This window comes from Nocardia sp. NPDC004260 (assembly GCF_053603155.1).
This window is the reverse complement of the sequence record NZ_JBSGEZ010000012.1, coordinates 1-21,738: the sequence shown is the minus strand read 5'-3', so window position 1 is coordinate 21,738 and position 21,738 is coordinate 1. Positions and strand designations below refer to the sequence as shown.

The window sequence follows — 21,738 nt, the reverse complement described above, 5'->3', positions numbered from 1 at the left end:
GCCACGCATCCCGACCAGGTTAGTTGACCGGCCGAGCGGACCTGCATCCGGCGGTGCCCGGCGGGGGACGCGAGCGGCCGGGCTACTTCCCCACCGAGACCGCGTCGGTGACGAAGACCAGCGTCTCGTACGGGGCGATGCCACGCCCGCCCGCGCCGTAGCCCAGCTCCGGCGGCACGATCAACAAGCGGCGCGCGCCCTCCTTGACGCCGACGAGTCCCTGATCCCAGCCGTTGATGACCTGGCCGGCGCCGAGGGTGAGCTGGAACGGCTTGCCGCGATCGAACGAGCTGTCCAGCGTCTTCTTGTCCGACCAGGTGACCAGCGCGTAGTTCATGGTCAGCTGCTGGCCGGGCACGGCGCCGGGCCCGCTGCCCTCCTTCAGATCCTTGACGATCAGCTGCTTGGGCGGGTCGCAGTTGTCGGGGAGGGTGATCTTCGGCGCGGCGCCGAAATCTCCGGTGACGCGGATGTCGTCGGCGGTGCACTCGCGGCCCTTGCTCTGGGTGGCCGGGCGCTGCGCGGAGGGCCCGGCAGCCACGGTGGTCCGCGTCGTGGAGACGGCGGGAGTGGACTCGTCGTCCGAGCCGCAGGCCGCCAGCGCGATGGTGGTCGCGGCGACGGCGCCGATACCGATGATCCTGCCGAGAATGTGCATGCCGCGGACCCTAGACCACGGACGGGCCCCGGGTGGGATGAGCTTCCCGCGACACGCTCGGACCGCCGCGCGCGGCCCGCTTGCGGCTAGGCTGGCGGTGAATTCTCCATCCGGCGTTGTCGATTCCGATCGGCAACCTTCGCAGGACCGCGACGGCGGCAGGTCGTGGCGCCGCCGTCCCCGATGCCACGAGCGTGAGGAGAGTCGGCACATGACCCACATGGCGAGTGCGGGCGGCGATACTTCGGCGGACAACGTCGGCAGCACCGGCGGCCGGACCGTGGCACCGCGTCCCTACCGGCTGGCGGACGTGCCGGGGCCACTGGCACGCGACGAGCTGGCGGCGATCGACGCGTGGTGGCGCGCCGCGAACTATCTCTCGGTCGGCCAGATCTACCTGACGGCGAACCCGCTGCTGCGCGAACCGCTGCGCGCCGAGCATGTCAAACCCAGGCTGCTCGGGCACTTCGGCACGGTGCCCGGCCTGAATCTCGTGTGGGTGCACGCCAATCGCGCGATCCGGCAACGCGGCCTGAACGCCGTCTTCGTCGCGGGCCCCGGGCACGGCGGTCCGGGCCCGAACGCGTGCGGCTGGCTGGAGGGGACCTACTCCGAGGTCTACAGCCACATCGCGCAGGACGCCGCGGGCATGGGCGCGCTGTTCCGCCAGTTCTCCTTCCCCGGTGGGGTGCCGAGTCACTGCGCACCGGAGACGCCGGGCTCCTTCCACGAGGGCGGCGAACTCGGCTATTCGCTGCTACACGCGTTCGGCGCCGCCCTGGACAACCCCGATCTCACCGTGTTCTGCGTGGTCGGCGACGGCGAGGCGGAAACGGGTCCGCTGGCCACGAGCTGGCACGCGAACAAGTTCCTCAATCCGGCGCGCGACGGCGCGGTGCTGCCGATCCTGGCGCTGAACGAGTACAAGATCGCCAATCCGACCATCCTGGCGCGCATCCCGGAGCCGGAGTTGCTGTCGCTGCTGCGTGGCTACGGCTACGAGCCGATCGTCGTCGCCGGCGACGACCCCGCAACCGTCCACCAGGCGATGGCCACGGCGGTGGACACGAGCATGGAACGCATCGGGCGGATCCAGGGCGCCGCACGCGACGGCGCCGATGGGGCACGGCCCAGCTGGCCGATGATCGTGCTGCGCACACCCAAGGGCTGGACCTGTCCGCCGGTGGTGGACGGCGACCAGGTCGAGGGCACCTTCCGCGCGCACCAGGTGCCGTTGCCGGGCGCGCGCACCGACGCGGACCACCGCGCGGTGCTCGAACAGTGGCTGCGTTCCTACCGCCCCGAGGAACTGTTCGACGACGACGGCAAGCCGGTGCCGGAGCTGACCGCTCAGGTACCCCTCGGCGAACGGCGGATGAGCGCCAACCCGGTCGCCAACGGCGGTACGCTGCTGCGCGACCTGTACCTACCGGACTGGCGCGACTTCGGCGTCGAGGTCACCGCGCCGGGCGCGACCCTGCACGAGGCCACCAGGGTGCTCGGCGGCTGGCTGCGTGAGGTCACCAGGCGCAATCCGCACAACTTCCTCACCTTCGCGCCGGACGAACTGGCCAGCAACCGCTTGCAGGACATCCTCGAGGTCACCGGCCGCAATTGGCAGGCGGAGATCGACCGCCGCGACCAGAAACTCGACCGCGGCGGCCGGGTGATCGAGGTGCTGTCCGAACACATGTGCCAGGGACTGCTGGAGGGCTATCTGCTGACCGGCAGGCACGGCGTGTTCACCTGCTACGAGGCGTTCATCCACATCGTGGACGCCATGTTCAACCAGCACGCCAAATGGCTCGACGCCAGTTCGTCGGTGCCGTGGCGGCGTCCGATCCCCAGCCTGAACTACCTGTTGTCCTCGCACGTCTGGCGCCAGGACCACAACGGCTTCACCCACCAGGACCCCGGGTTCCTGGACGTGGTGCTGAACAAGAAGGCCTCGATCGTGCGGGTGTATCTGCCGCCGGACGCGAACACGCTGCTGTCCACCTATGACCACTGCCTGCGCTCCCGCCACTACGTCAACGTGGTGGTCGCGGGCAAGCAGCCGCAGGCCGACTGGTTGTCGGTGACCGAGGCCGCCGAGCACTGCGCGCGCGGGATCGGCATCTGGCCGTGGGCGGGCCACGGCGACGAGGTGGGCACCATGCCGGACGTGGTGCTCGCCTGCGCGGGCGACATACCGACGCTGGAGACCCTCGCCGCGGCCGCGATCCTGCGCGAACGTCTGCCCGACCTGCGCGTCCGGGTGGTGAACGTAGTCGACCTGATGCGGCTGCAAACGCAGGACGAGCACCCGCACGGCCTGCCGGACAGCGAGTTCGACACGCTCTTCACCAGGGACCGGCCGGTGATCTTCGCTTTCCACGGCTACCCGTGGCTGATCCACCGGCTGACCTATCGGCGCACCATCCACGACGAACTGCACGTCCGCGGCTATCGGGAGCGCGGTACAACGACCACGCCGTTCGACATGGTGATGCTGAACGATCTGGACCGCTACCACTTGGTGATGGACGTGATCGATCGGGTGCCGTCCCTGCGCGAGCGGGCCGCGGGGCTGCGGCAGGAGATGGTCGACGCGCGGTGGACGGCCCGTGCGTGGACCAGGGAACACGGCGAGGACCTCCCAGAGGTCGCCGACTGGAGCTGGCCTTATCAGCGGAGCTGAGTTCCCACATCAGCGGAGATGCACTCCCACGAATCGGCGGCGGAAAGTACGATCGACCGTATGGAAAGTGGTCAGCGAACCGCCGAGATCACCGACAAGCGCCTGTTGCGGGGTGCGAAGACGCGTGCCACGGTGCTGCGGCATGCGGTCGACATCGCCTCGCTCGACGGATTGGACGGCCTGAGTTTCGGCAGGCTGGCCGAAGACACCGGGCTGAGCAAGGCCGGAATCCAGACCCTCTTCCGCACCAAGGAAGCACTCCAACTGGCCACCATCGATCACGCACGCGACCGATTCGTGGAAGCGGTCGTCGAACCCGCACGGTCCGCGCCGCACGGCGTCGCCCGTCTGCGGGCCTTGGTGGAGCACTGGATGGTCTATGCCACGACGCCGCTGTTCGCGGGCGGATGCTTCCGCGTCGCGACCATGGCCGAGCACGACAGCAAGCCGGGCCCGGTGCGCGACGCCCTGTTCCGCGATCAGGGAGCCTGGGTTCGGCTGCTGGCGCGGGAGCTGCGCGCGGCGGCGTCCGCCGGTGAGATCCCCGGATTGGACGCCGATCTGGTCGCCTTCCAGATCGATGCGGTGCTCTGCGCGACGAATACCGCGCTGCGGATCGGTGATCCGGAGGCCGCCGACCGCGCCCACCGCATCGTCGAAGGCTTTCTGCGACCATCGTGAACACGCGCTATACGCGTGAGGTATGACTCGAATCGAATTGTGGGAGATACCAGACCATTCGGAAATCTCGGACACGAGCCCGCGCGACCTTGTATCTTGCGAACAACGCGTTCCGCGCGTTTCCGAAGCAACTCCCCCATCCGTCGCCGCTGCCGGAGGGCGCGCAGAAGGGCGGTTCCCCATGAACCACACAGCCGAGGCGACCGGGTTCGAAATCCTAGGTGCGATCTTGATGGTGGCCTGGATGGTCGTCATGTGGGCGGCCGTCGGCGTGCTCGCCATCGCGATGCGCAAACCGTTGCGACCATGGATGTTCCGCACCGCGCTCGGTGTGATCGCGTTGGGCGTCATCGCCCAGATAGGTCACTTCCAGGAGCACGTGGCACAGGTCGGCTACTGGGTCCAGCACCCGAACTCACCGGCGTGGATGACGCCGTGGGGCACCGGCCTGGCCAAGGGATTCGGCCAGGTGAACCATATGAAGCCGTCGCTCGGGATGGAAATCCTGCACCTGGTCGGCAATTTCCACTTCCTCGCCGGACTGGCCGGTGTCGCACTGGTCACCCACCACGCCCTGGAGAGCAAGGCGCGCAAGTGGGGCCGCATGGGCGTACTGATGCAGGGCATCCACGGACTCGAGCATCTCGCGCTCACCCTGACGGTCGCGTTCGGCACCAAAGCGATCGGGCTGTCGACCTTCTTCGGCCTGCTCGACCCGGGAGCCGGTGCGTCGACCTACCGCATCTGGTGGCATTTCCTGGCCAACGTGATCGGCACGAGCATCTTCGCCATGGCGCTCTACTACCTGTGGCAGGAGCGCGCCGTGATCGAAGCGCCGTTCCGCGACCGCGCCGCCGCGAAGCCGAGCCGCGCGCCCGCCGCGGCCACGGGTTCGGGGGCCCCGGCATACGCGGCGGTCACCGAAGCCTGATCCAGCAACCCTGAAGGGCGTCTGCCATCGCGGCAGGCGCCCTTTTCGCGTATGCGCGCGGCTTTCCGTCGCAGCGCGTTCATCACGCCCACAGCGGCGAGCCGCGCGGCACTGCCGCTGCCCTTCATTCGCCCACATCCCGCACGCATGGCGGCTCCACCTCCGCGGTCAGCAGCACGGCCCTGGCGCGGTGAGGGCAACGAAGCGCAGCCGTGCCCCCGGGCGGTCGTGCTACCCACGTCACTTTCGGCGACAGCGCCGCATCACTGCCGCGCCCCCTACCGGGGCCGCCGGAAGGCCGCACCGTCCCGAAAAGGCGTCGCGTAGCGCAAGTTTCGCAAGGCTCCGGTTACAGACGATCGGCATCGTCCCTGGTCACGACGCCGACCCACGTCGAAAACTCCGCAATTCTTCCCAAGTATGGGAAAGCACTCGACAAGGTATCGACCCGTCGATTAATGTGACGTTATCCAACGGCACGATAGATAGGGACCCGCCGATCGGACCACACCGGGCCGATCTCCGATCCCGAGGTGGCGAGATGAACGGACGCGAACGATGACCGGCATCACGCCGCACCAGCGACGGACACAGACCTGGCTCGTCCGCCCGCTGATCGTGAGCGCGATAGCGGCCACGCCGGAAACCCCGGCGCCGGCCGAAGCGCTGGCCGGGCCCGACGCGATCGTCGCGGCACCGCGCCCCGCAGACCCGGGCCGCCACGGAGACGACAGGCCGGGCTCTTCCCATCCCGACAACCGGGACCGAGCCGACCGGCACCGGCCCGCGGACCAGACGTCCGCGACGGATGCCGCCCCGATCCCTTCCCCGCCCCCACCTCGCGCGGCAACCCCGACCATCGACGTTCGCCGCACCGCCGCCGCTCGAACCGTGTCGCCGCGCACGGCTCGAATTCCGAACGGAGACTTACGATGACCGCAACGACCCATTCCGCCGCACGGCGACTGCTCGCCTGTACCGCGATCGTCGGCATCCTCACCGCCGGCGCCGTTGGCATCGCGGGCGCCGAGTCGCACTCGGGCCCCTCCGACCCGCGCAACGGCACCGGCGACACCAACGGCTGGCACCAGATCGACCCGATGGGCTACAACCACCGCGACAACGACCCGCTCCGCGCGGACGAGCACGACGACGCCATCCGTGATTACCACCAGCGCCAGAGCACCCCTGCGCCGGCCGACACCACCACGGGCAACAATTCCGTCAGCCCCAGCTGGTCGCGCGTCGCCCGCCCGGACGGCAGCGGCTACACCGTCTGCCGCCCGCAGGCCCGCTGGTGCCAGTGATCGCCGGACCGGCTCACTCACTCGCACCCACAACCTTCCGTGATGTCCTTCTGGACTGATCGTACCGCTATCTAGCGGCACATTACTTGAAGTATCACCAATCCCGGAAATCCACTCCGGCCGGGATAGCGCACGAAAGAGAAACACCAATGATCAAGATTAACGGGCTTCGCCGGACGACCGCGTGTAACGACAAGCGCGGCACGGCACGGACGCTCACCCTGCTGGCGGCGGCAGCGGTGGCGGCGGGCGGCCTGAGCCTCGGCGCGGGCACCGCCGAGGCTCAGGGCGCTGCCTGCCTCTGGGCCGGTGGCGCCTACGGCCAGGGCACCACCGTCGTCGCGGGAGGCTCGACCTTCACCTGCGGCACCGATGCGGTCGGCGCGCCCTACTGGCACCGCGGACACAACGTGCGGCAGGCCAGCACCGTGCCCAACCCCGGCGCGTACACCCACCCCGCGGGCCTGTTCAGCCCCGGCGCCCGCCAGTACGGCACGGAATACAACGACTACTGCGTCGGAAGCCAGCTCATCGAGGGTTCCGAGGACGTCTACCAGGTCGTCTCGGACGGACGCGGCTCCGTGTGGTGGAAGGCCGCGGGATCGATCGACCAGTGGGCCTTCGATCCCGGCACCGGGCCGCAGCATTCCTGGCGGTCGTCGAGCCTGTGCTACGACGGCTCCCTGACCTGACCCTGACCGGCCTTCCTACCGGCACGCCCGTGACCGCCGCCGCGGTTACGGGCGTGTGCGCGTTCGCGCGGGCCTTCGCTCCGATTCCAGCCGGATCCGCTCCTCGAGGTCATCCGGTACGTGCCAGCTGATGTCGGCCCTGGTAGCCGCCATCAGCTTTCTGCGTACGGTCGCCACCTGGGCATCGACCGTCCGGATCGAGCTGCCCCTGCGCGCGGCGATGGCGCTGTTGGCCCAGCCCGCGGCGGCCAGCACGGCGACCTCGCGTTCCGCGGGCGTCAACTCGTCCCAGCGCGAGGCCGTCGACCTGGCCTGCGACCGCCGCGCAGGCAGCAGCCGATCGGCAGGCAACCTGCCCAGCAGCAGTAATTGCAGTTCGTCGCGTTCGGGACGCAGGCGGGCGCCGCGCTGGACCGCCGCCTCGTGCGCCTCGGCGCCGAGGACCGCGGTGACCGCCGCGACCGCCTGAGCGGTGCCCCTGGCCACCAGGGTCACCCGGTCGGCGACGATGCCCATGGAGCGGTGCAGCGTAGCGATGCCACCTTGCAGATGGGCGATCTCGGTGGCGGCGGCGATCGCTTCGGCGCTGTCGGTGTCCCCCGCCTCGATCCGGGCGGACAGCAGGTAGGTCAGCGCCATCATCATGAAATGCGCGACCCAGCCCGCCGTCCAGGTGTCCCCCGTGATCAGCAAACGTTCCAGGGTGGACCGCCCGAGCGTGACCGCCTCCCGCGGATCGCCGTGCCGGGACACCGCGATCATCCAGGCCAGCTCCGCCCATGAGGTCGCCCAGCCCGCGTCGGAAGCGACGGCCCGGTCCAGATGCCTGCGCGCGGCCCCGAGCGCGACGTCCGCGTCACCGAGGTTCGCGTACGTGAGCGCCTCGAACAATTCGCTGCGCTGCTCTCCGGCCCGGTCGCCCAAGGTGGCGAATTTCCTGCGCGCCCTGGCCAGCACGTCCACCGCCCGGATGTCGAGATGGATCAGCAGCAGTTCGAGTCCCCAGGTGAACTCCACCGCGGCGGGCAGGCCGATATCGGTTGCCGTCGTCTGCCGCCAGCCGCGCCGCAGTTCCGCGTCGGACAGGCACTCAGCGGCGCATTCGTCCAATAGTTGCGCCGTGTAGGCGTGCCTGCCCTGCCAGATGGCGATCCAGCCCACCAGCGCGGTCGCGTTGATCCGCAGCCGGGTCGGCGGCGGCTCGACCTGCGCGGTGACTTCCAGCGCCTGTTCGGTCAGGCTGGTGATGGCGCGGTTGGACCCGGTGATGAACGGCACGCGCAACGCCATCAGCGTCGCGGCGGTCTCCAGCCCGACCACGGCCTCCTCCGGATCGGCGAGACTGGTCTCGACGGCGATGAGGATGTTGTCCCAGGCCGCCCGCGCCCAGGCGATCCACTCCTGCTCCCGCGGGCCGTACCAGGTGGCCGGGCCCGCGGCCACGCGGTCGCGATAGTGCCGCCGATGCCGGGCGAGCAGCCGCGCCTCGTCCAGGTGGTCGCCACGGGCCGACAGCCGGTCGCGCACGAACACTCGCACGCTTTCCAGCAGGTAGTAGCGCACCGTCGAGGTGGTGATTCGGGCCGACAGCAGCGAGCGTTCCACCAGGCGCTCGAGCAGCCCCTCGATCCGCTCCGCGGGCAACGTCGCGTCCGCGCACACCGCCACGATCGCGTCCACGTCGGCCCCGCCGCACGGCGTCTCGTCGTTCTCGGCGTCGCAACCGGTGGCGAACACCGACAAGCGGTCCAGCAGCAACTGCTCGGACGCGGTACACAGGCCGTAGGACCAGGCGATCACGTCACGCACGCTGCGGTGCCGTTCGCCGATGCCGCCCCTGGCCCCGTGCGTCCACTGCAGGCGGCGATCGTCGGTGTCACCGGACAACTCGCGCAACAGGATCGCCGGTGGCCGGTGCAGCAGCCGCGCCGCGGCCAGGCGGATGAACAGCGGGTTGTTGTCGACGTGCCCGCAGATGCGGGTGGCGATGGCGAGCTGGCCCGGATCCTCGGAGATCGGCCGCCCGGTGCGCTCGGCTCGCCGCCGGAACAGTTCGAGGGCGTGCACGCTGGACAGCGGGGGCACGGCCACTAGCTGCTCGTCGATCCAGCCGATCGGCTCCCGGCTGGTCGCGACGATGGTCAAGCCGGGTGCCGCCTGGAGCAGTCCGATGATCAGCGGGCCGACCCCAGCCAGCACGTGTTCGCAGTTGTCCAGCACCAGGATGGTCCGGTGCGCCTCGCCATCGGCGAGACCGTCGGCGAAGATCTCCACCAAGCCGTCCCAGGCGGAGCGGCCCGCTATACCGTTCTTCGCGACGGACAGCAGCACCTCCTCGGCGACCGCCCCGGTCTCCGCGCCGGGCACCAGCCGGGCCAGGCGCGTCCAGTACACCGGATGCCGCGCCGCGCCGCGATAGCGCCGTACGGCTTCCACCGCCAACGTCGTCTTGCCGATGCCGCCGGGCCCGACCAGGGTGATCAACCGGGCGCTGGACGAGCTCAGCAGAGCTTCTATCCGCCGTAGTTCGGCATGCCTGCCCACGAACTCGACGGGCGCGGCGGGACCGTTGTCACCACCGCTGTTCACCTCCGACATGCCGACGCACCTACCGATCCAGACAATCACCGCTCGAGCAGCCTAATGGGCGCGGCCGGGGGAAGGGTTTCGCACGCCTCCGGCCCGGTCGCCGGGAAGGCAGTCGTCTATCGTTCCCGGCTCCCCCCTCGACGGCGACGGCTGGGCCGCCGCTCGGATTCGTAGCGCACCCGATCGGCGAGTTCATCGGGGATGTGGGTCGCGATGTCGGCGCGCGAGGCGATCTCCAGCTTCTGCCGGATGGCGGCGACCTGCGCGTCGACCGTGCGGATGGAGCTGCGCCGCCGCCCGGCGATGGCGCTGTTGGGCCAGCCCGCCGCCGCGAAGACGGCGACATCGCGCTCGGCGTCCGACAGATCGTCCCAGCGCGAAGCGGGCCGCCGCGACACCGGCCGGGAGGCCGCCGAGCGATCCGGGCGCCGGGAGGCCGGGACCGGATCCGCGGTGGGACACCACAGTGCGTCCAGTTCGGGCCGCAGCCGCGTTCTGCGTTCGGCGGCGGCATAGGCCCGGTCGCCGAGCGCCGCGCGGGCGGCCTCCGCCGCGCCGCGGATCTCGGCGGCGATCAGCGGAACCCGTTCGACGGAGATGCCCATCGAGCGCTGCCGCGTCTTGAAACTGCCGACCAGATACGCGATCTCCGTCGCGGTTTCGGTGCACGCGGCGCGATCACGGCCCTCGGCGCGCTGCGTGATGAGGACTTGGGCCAGCGCGACGATGTGCGCGCCCACCGCCCAGCTCGCCGTCCAGGTGTCCTGCTCACCCCGGTGCCGCGTGAGCACACCATGGGTCAGCGCCAGTGCCTCGGCGGCGGACCCGTGCTTGGCCAGCGCCACCGCGCGAGCGATCTCGGCCCAGGCTCGCGACAACGTCGAGCCCGACGACGCCGACCGCGCCAGGAACCGCGCGGTGTGCTCCAGCGCCTGCGTCCGGTCGCCGAGGAGAGCGGCACAGAACACCACGAACACGTCGCTGCGCTCGGCGCCGATGCGATCGCCTTGTTCGGCGAACTTGTGGCGGGCCCGGGTGAGGACGGTGATCGCGCGCCGGTCGCCGCGCACGAGCATCAGTTCGAGTCCCCACATCCACTCGACCGGCGCGGGCAGCCCGAAATCTACGTCGGTGTATCGCGGGCCCGCATCCGGCGGCAGGGCCGCGCGGTCGGCGAGTAGTCGCGGGATGTGATCGGTCCGCCCTTGCCACAGCGAGTTCCAGCCGAGCAGAGCGGTGGCCAGGTCGGCGAGCCCGGAGGTGCCGGGGCCGGACCCGCGGGTGGCCTCCAGTGCGCGTTCGGTCAACCGGGTCAGCGCGCCTGCGCCGGACTTGACGTACGGCACCTTCATCGAGAGCAGGACAGTGGCGATCTCGAGGGCGACCACGGCTTCGGCCGGATCCGCCAAGCCGGATTCGATGCCGAGCACGATGTCGTTCCACGCCGACCGCGCCCACGCCAGCCAGGTCTGATCCTGCGGGCCGAGCCAGATGGCCTGTCCGGCGACCACCTTGTCCCGCAGATACCGGCGGTGCCGTGCGGCGAGCCGGTCGAGCTCGGCGCGGCCCCGGCGGCACAGCCGCTCCCTGGCGAACACCCGGACGCTGCCCACCAGGTACCAGCTGACCGTGGTCGCGGTGAGGTGCGCGGACAACAGTGACTGTTCGGTGAGCCGCTCCAGCAGATGTTCGATCTCACCGGCGGGCAGGTCGTCATCGGCGCATACCGCGATCGCGGCGTCGAGGTCGATGCCCCCGCGCAGCGACTCGTCGTCGGTCTCGTACCCGGCGGCGAAGACCGACAGCCGCTCGAGCAGCAACTGCTCGGAGGCCCCGCACAGCGCGAACGACCACGCGATCACGTCGTAGACGCCGCGGTGGCGCCGCTCGGCGCCCGCACGTGCTCCGTGGGTCCAGTGCAGCCGCTTGTCGTCCGCGTCGCCGGTGAGTTCGTGCAGCACCATGGTCGGCGGTTGATGCCGCAGGCGCGCCGCGGCGAGTCGGATGAACAGCGGGTTGTGGTCGACCCGGCGGCAGATCCGCGCGGCGACGGCCGTCGCCTCGCGCTCGTCCGGGATCGCGCGTCCGATGAGTTCGGCCCGCTGCCGGAACAATTCGAGCGACTGCCGCGGCGACAGCGGCGGTACGGGCAGGATGTACTCGTCGGCCCAGCCGATCGGTTCCCGGCTGGTGGCCAGGATGGTCAGTCCCGGTGTGCCTTCCAGCAATTCGGCGATCATCGCCGCGACCGCGCCGAGCAGGTGTTCGCAGTTGTCCAGGACGAGGACGGCGCGCTCGGTGGAACGGTCTCCGCTGGTGAAGGTGCGCACCAGCGCGTCGCGGGCCGGCGGCGAACCGGCATCGGCGCGCACGGCCGACTGCATCACGTCCTGCGCGGTGGCGGTGCTGTCGGCCTCCAGCCCGGCCAGTCGCGCCCAGTACACCGGCCTGCCCCGCACGCGGACGCCACGGCGTAGCGCCTCCGCGGCTAATCGGGTTTTGCCGATCCCGCCCGGGCCGACCAGGGTGATCAGGCGGGCGCCGCCGTCCAGCAGCGTGCCCAACCGGTCCAATTCGGTTTCCCGGCCGATGAATTCACTGGTGGATGCAGGCAGCACGTCGCCACGTGCCTGAACCAGGGACATAAAACGAAAGTTAGCCGACGACGCGGCAATGCGCTCGACAATCAGAGGTTAGGTCGACGGTGAAGCCGTCCGCTCGCGCGGTCGCCGGTCCGGTAGGCGCTTCCCGCGCCGGTTCCTACCTGGCGGAGGCCATCTGCTGGTAGTGCATCTGGACCACCGCGCTGTCGAAGGTCATCACGTCCACCAGTTGCAACCCCGACACCACCGCGGGCGTCGGGAACAGCGGAATCCCGCCACCGAGCAGGATGGGATGCACGAACAACCGGTACTCGTCGATCAGGTCGTGCTTCATGAACGCCGACGCCGTCTCCGCGCCGCCGAACAGGACCATGTCGCATCCCGGCTGCGCGCGCAACGCCGTGACCTCCTCGACGAGGTCCTCCCTGACCACGCGGGTGTTCCACCCCGCGCAGGCCATGGTGCGCGAGAAGACCAGTTTCGGCGTCTCTTTCCAGCACCGCGCGAAGTCCACGTAGAACTCCGAGATCGCCGGATCCACGTCGGCGGTCGGCCAGAACGACGCCATGATCTCGTAGGTCTTGCGGCCGTAGAGGAACAAGTCGGCCGAGCGCAATTCGTCCAGGAACGACTCGCACAGTTCCTCGTCCACCACCGGCCAGTGGACCTCCTGATCCGGCCCTTCCGCGAAGCCGTCGAGCGACATCTGCATCCACAGTGTCACGCTTCCCATGTGCCCACACCCATCTGCTGCCCTTGTGCGACATTCAGATTGTCGGGGGGAGCGACACTTCGGCGCATCGGTAGGTTGCCCGCAGACATACCTAAGTAGGGGATGTCAGGCGACTCGGCGCCGCGATCGCGCGCCGGATGGTGCCAATATACCGTTGATCAACGGCACGTTACCGCCACGTATCGCCAATGATGGGAATCTGAAACAGAAATACTTCGTTCGGCGACGCCAGGCAGTCGGATCAGGCTTCCGGCAGCGCCTCGGCCAGCTCGGCGTCCTGGTCGAGATACCTTGCGACGAGCCGGTTCACGAGTTCGGCGGTGGTCTCCGCCGGCACCGGTCTGGTCGCCGCCAAGCGCTGGGCGAGCTCGGCGACCTGCGCCGGACCGCGTTCGGAGCCCTGGAACGACGCCCACGCGGTGCGCCGGAACAGGTCCACGTAGCGGCGGGCGATCCGCTCCGCGTCGGCGCGCAGCTTCTCCAACTCGCCGAGGACCTCGTCGGCCGGGATGCCCGCGGCCGCCATCTGGTCGAGACTCTGGGTCAGACGGCGGTCCGCGATCCAGTAGGTCGCGGCGTCGACGGGCTCGTACAGACCCGCGGCGACGACCCGGGCCAGACCGTTGGGCACGTCGCGGTAGCGCTCCGCCAGTTCGGTCGCCGCGATCGTGTCCCCGACGTCCACGACGGGCGGCTCGGTCGCGCCGGGCTCGCCGACACCGAGGATGTCCCCCAGGTCGTCGCCACGGTCCCAGGCGTTGAGCAATTCCTTGATGCCGTTGAGCTTGATCCCACGATCGAGCAACCTGCTGATGGTGCGCACCCGGTTGAGGTGGTCGGCACCGTAGAACCCGGTACGCCCCTTGACCTGCGGGGGCGGCAGCACACCGCGTTCGTGGTAAACGCGCAGGCTGCGCACGGTCGTACCGGCCTCCCGCGCCAGCTCGTCGATCGTGTATTCCACACCCGCAGTCATACCTCAAGGAAACCACATCGCAACACGTGACGACCGCCGGTGCGCGGCCATTGTCGGGACGACCGACCGGTCTCTAGCGACATTTCAGCAAACATCACTGGCGCGCGGCGACGCGGCCTCCAGAGGGCGCGCCCACCAGCCGTTCTTCCCGCCTCTGGAAATCCATCCGGCGCCCGGTTCCGCCGCCGCGCCTATCCTTCCGGCATGGGTGAATCCGCGGGTCCTCCGGCCAGTCTCGCCGACCGCGAGCGCGCGATGCGTGAGCTGACCCACCACCTGGGCACCGGACGGTTGAGCCTGGCCGAGTTCGACGAACTCAGCGCGGCGGTCGCGGCCGCGACCAGCAAGAGTCAACTGGCCGAACTGTTCGCCGACCTGCCGGGCAGCACACCGCCCCCGGCCGAGGTCACCCCGGTCAACCCGCTGCCGCGCCTGGTCGTGCTGGCCGGGGCGGCCGTGGTCTTCGCGGTGGTGCTCGCGGTGACCACGGGCAACTGGCTGTGGCTGCTGGTGATACTGGCCGCGCCAGCGCTTTTCATACTCACCGCGCGCACCACCTGAGACCGGTCACCACCTCGACTTCGGCCGCACGTAGTTGGCCAGGTCGACCAGGCGGTAACGGTGCAGCCGGTGCGGGGCGATCCGGGCCAGCGCCCGCAGGCTCGACTCCAGCCCGCGTTGCAGCCCCAGCGGGGTGAACGGGAAACCCAGCAGGGTGGCGTCCGCAGTGGCGGCCTGCCCGCCCGCGCGCACCCACTCCAGCGCCGCGCCCACCACGATCACCTGCAGTTGCAGCGCCCGCGGTTCGTCCGGCGCGGCGTCCAGCCGCGCGGCCGCCTCCAGCAGGTCGGCCTCGGTGGTCTCCGGGATCGGTTGCGAGACCAGCAGCAGACATCCGGTCATGCGCGCCACGTTCTGATACCGCGACGCCTCCGGCACCTGATCGAGCACCTCGACCGCTTCCAGCAGGCCGCCGTCGGCGGCGAGCCTGCGCGCCAGGCCGAACGCCGCGCTCACCACACCGTGATTGGTCCGCCACACCGTGCGGTAGTACTCCTCGGCGAGCCGATGCCAGTGGTCGCCCGCGGCATTCCCGAGATGCTGGTGGTTGAGCTCGGCGGTGGCCGCCAGCGCCAGCGCGGGGGCGATCTCACCGGGCAGCATGCCGTGTACCAGGTCGAAGTACTCGTAGGCGCGCTCGTACTGCCCGTCCAGCAGGGCGGCGACGGCCGAGTACCACTCGATGCGCCAGTCCGTGCCGTAGTCGGGCCGCAGATCGGCGAGCCGGTCGCAGGCGGGCACCACCTCGCCCAGGTCCAGGTGCGCGCGCACCGCGGTGAGCGTGCCCTCCAGTTCGAACGTCTCCGGCTCCGGGATGGTCCCGGAGACGATCCGGTCGGCGGTGCGGCGCAACGCGTCCAGGGCGTGCCTCGGATCGCCGTACAGCAGCGTGGACAGCAGGTCGGCGCTGGGATCCTCGCTGTCGATCAGCGGCACCGGCAGGGCGGCGACGACGCTCGGCGCGTCCAGCGCGGGCAGGCGATGCCGCCCGTCGGTCATGCCGTCGGTCTGGCCGATCAACGTCTCGATCCCGAAATCGCCGCGCATCGCGCCGAATTCCAGCGACGCCTGCGGATGTTCCTTGCCGGTGTCGTAGGCCAGCACCATTCGCAGCACGCCGGCGAGCTGGCCGTACATCGCGTAGGCGGTCGGGAAGCGGCGCCGCGGATCCGGATCGGTCGCCCGGCACAGCAGCCTGCGCAACGCCGGATATTCCCGCAGCAGTGGCTGGTCGTCCGGCGAAGGGATGCCGGGCAGTTGGTGTCCGTCGGCGTTCTTGGGCATGTCCAGCACCAGCGCGGCCAGCGTCCGCCCCACGGTGTAGATGTCCGAGGCGACCGTCGGGCCGGTCTCGGTGATCTCGGGCGCCTGATAGCCCGGGGTGCCGTAGATGCTGCCGTAGGACTCCATCGCGGCCACCGCGCCGAGGTCGATCAGCTTGACCTCGTCCTCGCTGACCATGATGTTGTCGGGCTTGAGATCGTTGTAGGCCAGGCCGAACGAGTGCAGGTAGTCCAGCGCGGGCAGGATCTCCATCATGAAGGCGATCGCCTCGGACGCCGGAATACGTTCGGGTGCACGCAGATCCAGCATCTTCTTCAGCGAGCGTCCGCCGACGTACTCCATGACGATGTAGCCGTCGGCGACGTCACGCCCGGAACGGTGCTTGACGAAGTTGTGGATCTTGACGATGCCGGGATAGGCCACCTCGGAGAGGAATTGGCGTTCGGCGAGGGCGACCACGTGCGCCTCGAAGTCGAGCGGGTTCTGCAACCCCTTCAACACCACCCAGCGGTCGCTCACATTGCGATCGATCGCCAGGTAGATCCATCCGAGCCCGCCATGGGCCAGGCAGCCTTGGACTTCGTACTGGTCGGCGACCATCTCCCCCGGCTGGAGCAGGGGCCGGAAGTTGAACGGCGAGGCGCATCTTCCGCATTCGCCCTCGACGGCGCCGGGCCGCGCTTCGGTGGTGCGGCCGACCGGCTGCTGACATTTCCAGCAAAACCGTTTGTGCTCGGGCACTTCCGGGTTCTGCATCACCGCGGTGCGCGGGTCGAGTGGGCTCACCTTGGGCATGGACACCAGTCCGCCGCCCAATCTGCGCCCGCTCGGCCGCGAGCGCCCGCTGCGCCCGGAACCGGGGTCGGACTCGAGTGCGCCGAGCAGCAACTCGGCGGTCCCGATGGTGTGCTCGTCGCCGCCGTCCCGGTCGGCCGGTTCGACGGCGCCCGGAACCGAGTCGACCGCCACGGCACGTGGTTTCTCGACATACCGTGGAGTCGACCACGGATTGGGTAGTAGCGGAGACACTTCGGTCTTGAGCAGGTGCCGAGTTGCCCAGGGGTGGGCAGTTCGCCGGGGCACGTCGGTACCGCGCATGCGCCGATTCGCCCAAGGGTGCGCAAGTGGACGGTCGGATGCGCTGGGGTGCTCCGGCATACGAACCTCTCAGACCCGCCGTGTGATCGCGGTTTCATTCTGGTCCGTCGCCTGTCGATGCGCGCTGATTTTGTTCCCGACATTGGGAATAGATCCGCCCCGGACGAACGGCCCGGGGCGGATACTGCCTTACTCTTCGTCGGGCTTGTCGAGGATCACCACCGGATCGCCCGATTCGCGGCGCGGGCGCTCGGCCAGGACCGGGAACTGACCGGTGATGCCCTGGCGGATCTCCGCGATCTGCAGCACCCGCTTTCGGGCGAGGAACCAGCCGCCCACCAGCGCGGGGGCCATGATGACGACCATCGCGATCACCGCACCGCGCTGCACATGGTCGTCGCTGAAGGCCATCAGCCCGACCACGACGGCGAGGAACACCAGCGTCGCGAAGCTCGTGTACGGCGCGCCGATCAGCCGGAACGACGGACGCTGCGCGCGGCCGGTGCGCGACCAGCGCCACAGCTGCAGCTGGCAGACCACGATGGCGGTCCACGCGAAGATGGTGCCCAGCGCCGACATGTTCAGCACGATCTCGAAGGCCTGATCCGGCACCACCGCGTTCAGGCCGACGCCGATGAGCGCGACCGCGCCGGTGGCGAGGATGCCGACGTAGGGCACGCCGCCGCTGGACATCCGCGCCGCGATGGTGGGCGCGCTGCCGTTCATCGACATCGAGCGCAGGATGCGGCCGGTCGAGTAGAGGCCGGCGTTCAGGCTGGAGAACGCCGCGGTCAGCACGACCAGGTTCATCACGGAGCCGGCGCCTTCCACGCCGAGCCGCGAGAAGAAGGTGACGAAGGGGCTCTCGCCGTTCTTGAACGCGGTGTAGGGCAGCAGCAGCGCGAGCAGGACCAGCGAACCCACGTAGAACAGCGCGATCCGGGCGATCACCGAGTTGATCGCGCGCGGCATGATCTTCTCCGGGTTCTCCGCCTCACCGGCCGCGGTGCCGACCAGTTCCACTGCGGCGTAGGCGAATACGACACCGGTGGTGACCAGGACCAGCGGGAGGAGCCCGGTCGGGAACAGCCCGCCGTGGTCGGCGATCACGCTCGGACCGGTGACCTGACCGTCGATCTTGAAGCGACCCGCGAGGAACACCGTGCCGACGATCAGGAAGGTCACCAGCGCGACCACCTTGATCAGCGCGGCCCAGAACTCGAGCTCGCCGAACCACTTCACCGAGACCAGGTTGATGCTGACCACGATCGCGAGCGAGACCAGGGCGATCGTCCACTGCGGTATCGCCTCGAACGCTCCCCAGTAATGGACATACGTCGCGATGGCGGTGATGTCTACGATCCCGGTCATGCACCAGTGGAAGAAGTACATCCACCCGACCGCGAACGCCAGTTTCTCGCCGTAGAACTCGCGGGCGTAGGAGACGAACGATCCCGAGGAGGGGCGATGCAGCACCAGCTCACCGAGCGCCCGCAGGATGAAGAACACGAACACGCCGCAGATGGCGTACACGAGGAACAGGCCGGGGCCCGCGCTGGCCAGCCGGCCACCCGCGCCGAGGAACAGGCCGGTGCCGATCGCCCCACCGATCGCGATCATCTGCAGCTGACGCGGGCGCAGCGACTTGTGATAGCCCGAGTCCTCGTCTTCGAGCGCGGCAGCCTGCGCGGGCGCATCCGCGGGTGGTCGAACTGTGGTCATGGCGGTGGCCTTTCACGTGACGGCGATCATAACTTCGCTCAATGTACCGTTATGTAGCGGCACGTTCAATAGCGAGTCGCGACTTGTAGCACGCTGGACATCAAAGACTTTGAAAAAAGGGCGTCCGAGCAGCGACGATCGCCGTGACATTCGTTGATCATGCCACCGCGTATCGGTACGCTAGATGAGACAAATCGGATGAGGGAGCGCAGATGGCCTGGTTCGAGCGGGAATTCATCGCGGTCCCAGAGGACCGCAAGAACCAACTGGTCTACAAGTGGCCGGACGTCAACATCCGCCGGTACAGCCGCGCGATGGTCAACGCCGACCAGATCGCCCTCTTCCTGAAGTCCGGGCGCGTGGTGGGCGCGATGGGCCCGGGACGCCACCGCATCGACGCCGACGAACTGCCGGTGCTCGGCGCGCTCGTCGATACCCTCACCGGCGGCAACTACTACCGCGCCGAATTGTATTTCGTCTCCACGCGCGAGTTTCCGGGGATTCGCTTCGGCGGACGGCTGGACGACATCCTCGACCCGGTGAGCGAGCAGGTGGTGACGCTGCGCGTCTTCGGCGAATTCGCCCTGAGCGTCCGCGATCCGGCCGAACTGCTCACCACGCTCGCGGGCGCGGCCGATCTCACCGACCAGGAACGAGTGCAGAACTGGTGCGCCGACCTGCTGCTCAAATCCATGAAGATGGCGGTGACCCGAGGGGTCGCAGGCGGCGACTGGCCGGTGCTGGGCCTCTCGGCACAGCTGCAACCCATCGAGCAGGCCGTGTTGCGCCAGACCAACACCGCGCTCTACGAATACGGGCTGCGCATCCCGCGGATGGGCAACTTCGACATCAGCCTCGCGCCGGAGGACGCCGACCGGCTGAAGCGGCTGGCCAAAGACGTCAAGTACATCAACCTCACCGGCGATTTCCAGCGCTATGCCGCGGGCGAGCTCGCACTCGGCGCAAGCCAAGGCTTCGCCCGCGGGCACCACCACGGCGTCGAAGGCGGATTCCTCGGCGCGGCGCTGAGTTTGAACGCGATCGGCCATCACGTCGGCAACCCCTCCCCCGCGCCGCAATTGCCCGCCGCCGCGCCCGAGACGGCCCAGACGTCGTGCGCCGCTTGCCAGTCCGCGAATCCCGCGGGCGCGAAGTTCTGCATGAACTGCGGGGCGCGTCTCGCCCCGCAACCGCGGCACTGCCCGAACTGTGGTTCGGAAGCGACGCCCGGCGCCAAGTTCTGCGGCAACTGCGGAACGCCGATGCCCGGAGGCTGACGCCGAGCGCCTGCCTCCGGGCATCGGGTGGAAGATCAGCCCGCGACTGTCGGCGCGACGGTCGACTCACCGCCGCTGACCATGCCGCGCACCTGCCGCGCCGCCACCGAGAGCGCAGCGAGATCGTGCGTCTCGGACGCGAAGATCTGCGCCAGCGCCGCGCCGGCACGGGACAGCCGAGACCGGTTGGTCGATTCCCAGTACGCGATCTTCTCCGCGGTGCTGTCCTGCGGTTCGGTCGCGGTCAGTACGTCGCGGGTCAGCGACCGCAGGGAATCGTAGAGATCCTCGCGGACCGCCAGCCGGGCCAGCGCCCGCCAGCGCCCGCCGCGCTCCAGCTTGCCCACCGCGGTCACCAGCCGTTCGATCTGGAAGTGCTCGTTGAGCGCGTAGTACAGCGCCGCGACCTCGGCGGAATCGCGATCGGCGATGTCGGCCAGGTCGATCACGTCCAGCAGCGGGAAGCGGTGGATCAAGCCGAACGCTTCCTCGGCCAGTTCCCGCGGCGCGCCGCGGGTGATCGACCGCCGCGAACGCTCGGCGAGGTCGTCGCTGAGGTAGCCGGTCAGCCACCCGGGCACCTGGCCGGAGAGGGCACGCACGCCGTCGCGGTACCTGGCGATGTCCGCACCGATCGCGATCGGTTGCGGCCGGTTGGACAGCAACCAGCGCGCGGCCCGATCCAGCGTGCGCTTGGTCTCCACCTCCAGCTCGTTGCGCGCCGCCGTGGACATCGGCGTCTGCCTGATCCGCTCCCACAGCGCGTGCAGATCGAAGATCTCCACCGCCGCCTTGTACGCGCGCACCGCGTCGTCGGTGGTCGCCCCGGCCTCTTCCGCGAGCCGGAAGGCGTAGGTGATGCCGCCGTAATCCACCATCTCGTTGATCACGACGGTGGCCACGATCTCGCGCCGCAGCGGGTGCCTGCCGATCGCCGTGGCGAACCGCTCCCGCAGCGGCGCGGGGAAGTAGGCGGGCAGCACCGACGCGAACGCCGCGCTGTCGAGCAGGTCGCCGGCCAGCAGGTCGGCCTTGAGCGAGAGTTTGACGTGCGCCATCAGATTCGCCAGCTCGGGCGAGCTGAGCCCGATCCCGTCGGCGGCGCGGCGGGCCAGTTCCGCCTCGGTCGGCAGCGCCTCGAGTTCGCGGTCCAGACCGCGGCGCTGCTCCAGATCGTTGATGAGCCTGCCGTGCACCCCGGACATGCCCGCCGCGTCGGCCCGCGACATCCCGAGCCGGAAGTTCTGCGAGATGTTGTCGCGCAGCACGAGCTCGGAGACCTCGTCGGTCATCGAGGCCAGCAACGGGTTGCGCTCGTCGACGGCGAGTTCACCGCTGGAGACCACTGCGTCGAGCAGGATCTTGATGTTGACCTCGTGGTCGGAGCAGTCCACGCCCGCCGAGTTGTCCAGCGCGTCGGTGTTCATCCGTCCGCCGTTGCGCGAGAACTCGATGCGGCCCAGCGCCGTCGCGCCCAGGTTGCCGCCCTCGCCGATCACCTTGACCCGGAGCTGGTCGGCATTCACCCGGACCGCGTCGTTGGATTTGTCGCCTACCTCGGCGTTGGTCTCGGTGCTCGCCTTGATGTAGGTGCCGATACCGCCGTTCCAGAGCAGGTCGACCGGAGCCAGGAGAATGGCCTTGATCATCTCCGGCGGCGACAGGGTGGTCACGCTCGCGGGCAGGTCGAGTGCCGCGCGCACCTCGGGCGTGACCGGGATCGCCTTGGCGGAGCGGTCATAGACGCCGCCACCCGAGCTGATCAGCGATGTGTCGTAGTCCGCCCACGACGACCTCGGCAGCGCGAACAACCGCTGCCGTTCCTGATAGGAACGCGCCGCGTCGGGAATCGGGTCGAGGAAGATGTGGCGGTGGTCGAACGCGGCCACCAGACGAATGTGCTCGGACAACAACATGCCGTTGCCGAACACATCACCACTCATGTC

Annotated in this window: 15 protein-coding genes; 7 read left to right on the top strand and 8 right to left on the bottom strand. The window is 69.3% G+C overall.

Annotation, left to right across the window (positions count from 1 at the left end):
• Positions 1–82: 82 nt before the first annotated feature.
• Positions 83–658, bottom strand: coding sequence for an FKBP-type peptidyl-prolyl cis-trans isomerase (locus ACWEO7_RS09520; RefSeq protein ID WP_450018409.1), 576 nt, complete (start codon positions 656–658; stop codon positions 83–85).
• Between the two features lie 211 nt (positions 659–869).
• On the opposite strand from ACWEO7_RS09520, the gene ACWEO7_RS09515 reads away from it, so the two are divergent.
• From ACWEO7_RS09515 to ACWEO7_RS09495, 5 genes are all read left to right on the top strand, one after another.
• Positions 870–3,338, top strand: coding sequence for a phosphoketolase family protein (locus tag ACWEO7_RS09515; RefSeq protein ID WP_452422232.1), 2,469 nt, complete (start codon positions 870–872; stop codon positions 3,336–3,338).
• A 60-nt stretch (positions 3,339–3,398) separates the two neighbouring features.
• Entirely contained in the window at positions 3,399–4,019 is a 621-nt protein-coding gene (locus ACWEO7_RS09510) for a TetR/AcrR family transcriptional regulator (RefSeq protein ID WP_452422230.1), read from the top strand.
• 181 nt (positions 4,020–4,200) lie between these two features.
• Positions 4,201–4,950: a DUF6008 family protein gene (locus ACWEO7_RS09505; protein ID WP_452422228.1), complete on the top strand. Its 750-nt coding sequence runs from the start codon at positions 4,201–4,203 to the stop codon at positions 4,948–4,950.
• Between the two features lie 932 nt (positions 4,951–5,882).
• Positions 5,883–6,257 carry a hypothetical protein gene (locus ACWEO7_RS09500; RefSeq protein ID WP_356966534.1) on the top strand — a complete coding sequence of 125 codons (375 nt, stop codon included), beginning with the start codon at positions 5,883–5,885 and terminating at the stop codon, positions 6,255–6,257.
• 149 nt (positions 6,258–6,406) lie between these two features.
• Complete coding sequence (locus ACWEO7_RS09495) at positions 6,407–6,949, top strand: hypothetical protein (protein WP_379254597.1); 543 nt, start codon at positions 6,407–6,409, stop codon at positions 6,947–6,949.
• A gap of 45 nt (positions 6,950–6,994) precedes the next feature.
• On the opposite strand, the gene ACWEO7_RS09490 is transcribed toward ACWEO7_RS09495, so the two are convergent.
• The 4 genes from ACWEO7_RS09490 to ACWEO7_RS09475 all read right to left on the bottom strand — a co-directional run bounded on the left by ACWEO7_RS09490 (position 6,995) and on the right by ACWEO7_RS09475 (position 13,850).
• On the bottom strand, positions 6,995–9,547 hold the full coding sequence (locus tag ACWEO7_RS09490) for an ATP-binding protein (protein WP_452422227.1): 2,553 nt from the start codon (positions 9,545–9,547) through the stop codon (positions 6,995–6,997).
• 107 nt (positions 9,548–9,654) lie between these two features.
• Positions 9,655–12,183 carry an ATP-binding protein gene (locus ACWEO7_RS09485; RefSeq protein WP_452422225.1) on the bottom strand — a complete coding sequence of 843 codons (2,529 nt, stop codon included), beginning with the start codon at positions 12,181–12,183 and terminating at the stop codon, positions 9,655–9,657.
• Between the two features lie 115 nt (positions 12,184–12,298).
• A complete protein-coding gene (locus ACWEO7_RS09480; RefSeq protein ID WP_355072221.1) occupies positions 12,299–12,874 on the bottom strand; it encodes a dihydrofolate reductase family protein in 576 nt (191 codons plus the stop codon).
• 241 nt (positions 12,875–13,115) lie between these two features.
• The gene (locus ACWEO7_RS09475) at positions 13,116–13,850 is read right to left on the bottom strand and encodes a MerR family transcriptional regulator (RefSeq protein ID WP_452422224.1); all 735 of its coding nucleotides are present in this window, start codon (positions 13,848–13,850) and stop codon (positions 13,116–13,118) included.
• Between the two features lie 204 nt (positions 13,851–14,054).
• Between ACWEO7_RS09475 and ACWEO7_RS09470 the strand changes: the two genes are divergently transcribed.
• The gene (locus ACWEO7_RS09470) at positions 14,055–14,411 is read left to right on the top strand and encodes a DUF1707 SHOCT-like domain-containing protein (RefSeq protein WP_452422222.1); all 357 of its coding nucleotides are present in this window, start codon (positions 14,055–14,057) and stop codon (positions 14,409–14,411) included.
• Positions 14,412–14,417: 6 nt separating this feature from the next.
• Here ACWEO7_RS09470 and ACWEO7_RS09465 read toward each other — a convergent pair whose 3' ends face one another.
• Positions 14,418–16,664, bottom strand: a complete 2,247-nt coding sequence (locus tag ACWEO7_RS09465; protein ID WP_452422220.1) for a tetratricopeptide repeat protein — start codon at positions 16,662–16,664, stop codon at positions 14,418–14,420.
• 318 nt (positions 16,665–16,982) lie between these two features.
• Positions 16,983–18,515, bottom strand: coding sequence for an amino acid permease (locus ACWEO7_RS09460; RefSeq protein WP_452422219.1), 1,533 nt, complete (start codon positions 18,513–18,515; stop codon positions 16,983–16,985).
• 212 nt (positions 18,516–18,727) lie between these two features.
• Between ACWEO7_RS09460 and ACWEO7_RS09455 the strand changes: the two genes are divergently transcribed.
• A complete protein-coding gene (locus ACWEO7_RS09455) occupies positions 18,728–19,792 on the top strand; it encodes an SPFH domain-containing protein (protein WP_452422217.1) in 1,065 nt (354 codons plus the stop codon).
• A 35-nt stretch (positions 19,793–19,827) separates the two neighbouring features.
• On the opposite strand, the gene ACWEO7_RS09450 is transcribed toward ACWEO7_RS09455, so the two are convergent.
• Positions 19,828–21,738, bottom strand: a 1,911-nt coding sequence (locus ACWEO7_RS09450) for an NAD-glutamate dehydrogenase domain-containing protein (protein WP_452422215.1), incomplete at its 5' end; no start/stop codon positions are given.

What these genes read in the sequence shown, in the direction of transcription:
- ACWEO7_RS09475 (WP_452422224.1), bottom strand. Translation starts at nt 13,850, where the DNA reads ATGACTGCGGGTGTGGAATACACGATCGACGAGCTGGCGCGGGAGGCC.
- ACWEO7_RS09485 (WP_452422225.1), bottom strand. Translation starts at nt 12,183, where the DNA reads ATGTCCCTGGTTCAGGCACGTGGCGACGTGCTGCCTGCATCCACCAGT.
- ACWEO7_RS09505 (WP_452422228.1), top strand. Translation starts at nt 4,201, where the DNA reads ATGAACCACACAGCCGAGGCGACCGGGTTCGAAATCCTAGGTGCGATC.
- ACWEO7_RS09520 (WP_450018409.1), bottom strand. Translation starts at nt 658, where the DNA reads ATGCACATTCTCGGCAGGATCATCGGTATCGGCGCCGTCGCCGCGACC.
- ACWEO7_RS09455 (WP_452422217.1), top strand. Translation starts at nt 18,728, where the DNA reads ATGGCCTGGTTCGAGCGGGAATTCATCGCGGTCCCAGAGGACCGCAAG.
- ACWEO7_RS09460 (WP_452422219.1), bottom strand. Translation starts at nt 18,515, where the DNA reads ATGACCACAGTTCGACCACCCGCGGATGCGCCCGCGCAGGCTGCCGCG.
- ACWEO7_RS09480 (WP_355072221.1), bottom strand. Translation starts at nt 12,874, where the DNA reads ATGGGAAGCGTGACACTGTGGATGCAGATGTCGCTCGACGGCTTCGCG.
- ACWEO7_RS09470 (WP_452422222.1), top strand. Translation starts at nt 14,055, where the DNA reads ATGGGTGAATCCGCGGGTCCTCCGGCCAGTCTCGCCGACCGCGAGCGC.
- ACWEO7_RS09515 (WP_452422232.1), top strand. Translation starts at nt 870, where the DNA reads ATGACCCACATGGCGAGTGCGGGCGGCGATACTTCGGCGGACAACGTC.
- ACWEO7_RS09490 (WP_452422227.1), bottom strand. Translation starts at nt 9,547, where the DNA reads ATGTCGGAGGTGAACAGCGGTGGTGACAACGGTCCCGCCGCGCCCGTC.
- ACWEO7_RS09500 (WP_356966534.1), top strand. Translation starts at nt 5,883, where the DNA reads ATGACCGCAACGACCCATTCCGCCGCACGGCGACTGCTCGCCTGTACC.
- ACWEO7_RS09495 (WP_379254597.1), top strand. Translation starts at nt 6,407, where the DNA reads ATGATCAAGATTAACGGGCTTCGCCGGACGACCGCGTGTAACGACAAG.
- ACWEO7_RS09510 (WP_452422230.1), top strand. Translation starts at nt 3,399, where the DNA reads ATGGAAAGTGGTCAGCGAACCGCCGAGATCACCGACAAGCGCCTGTTG.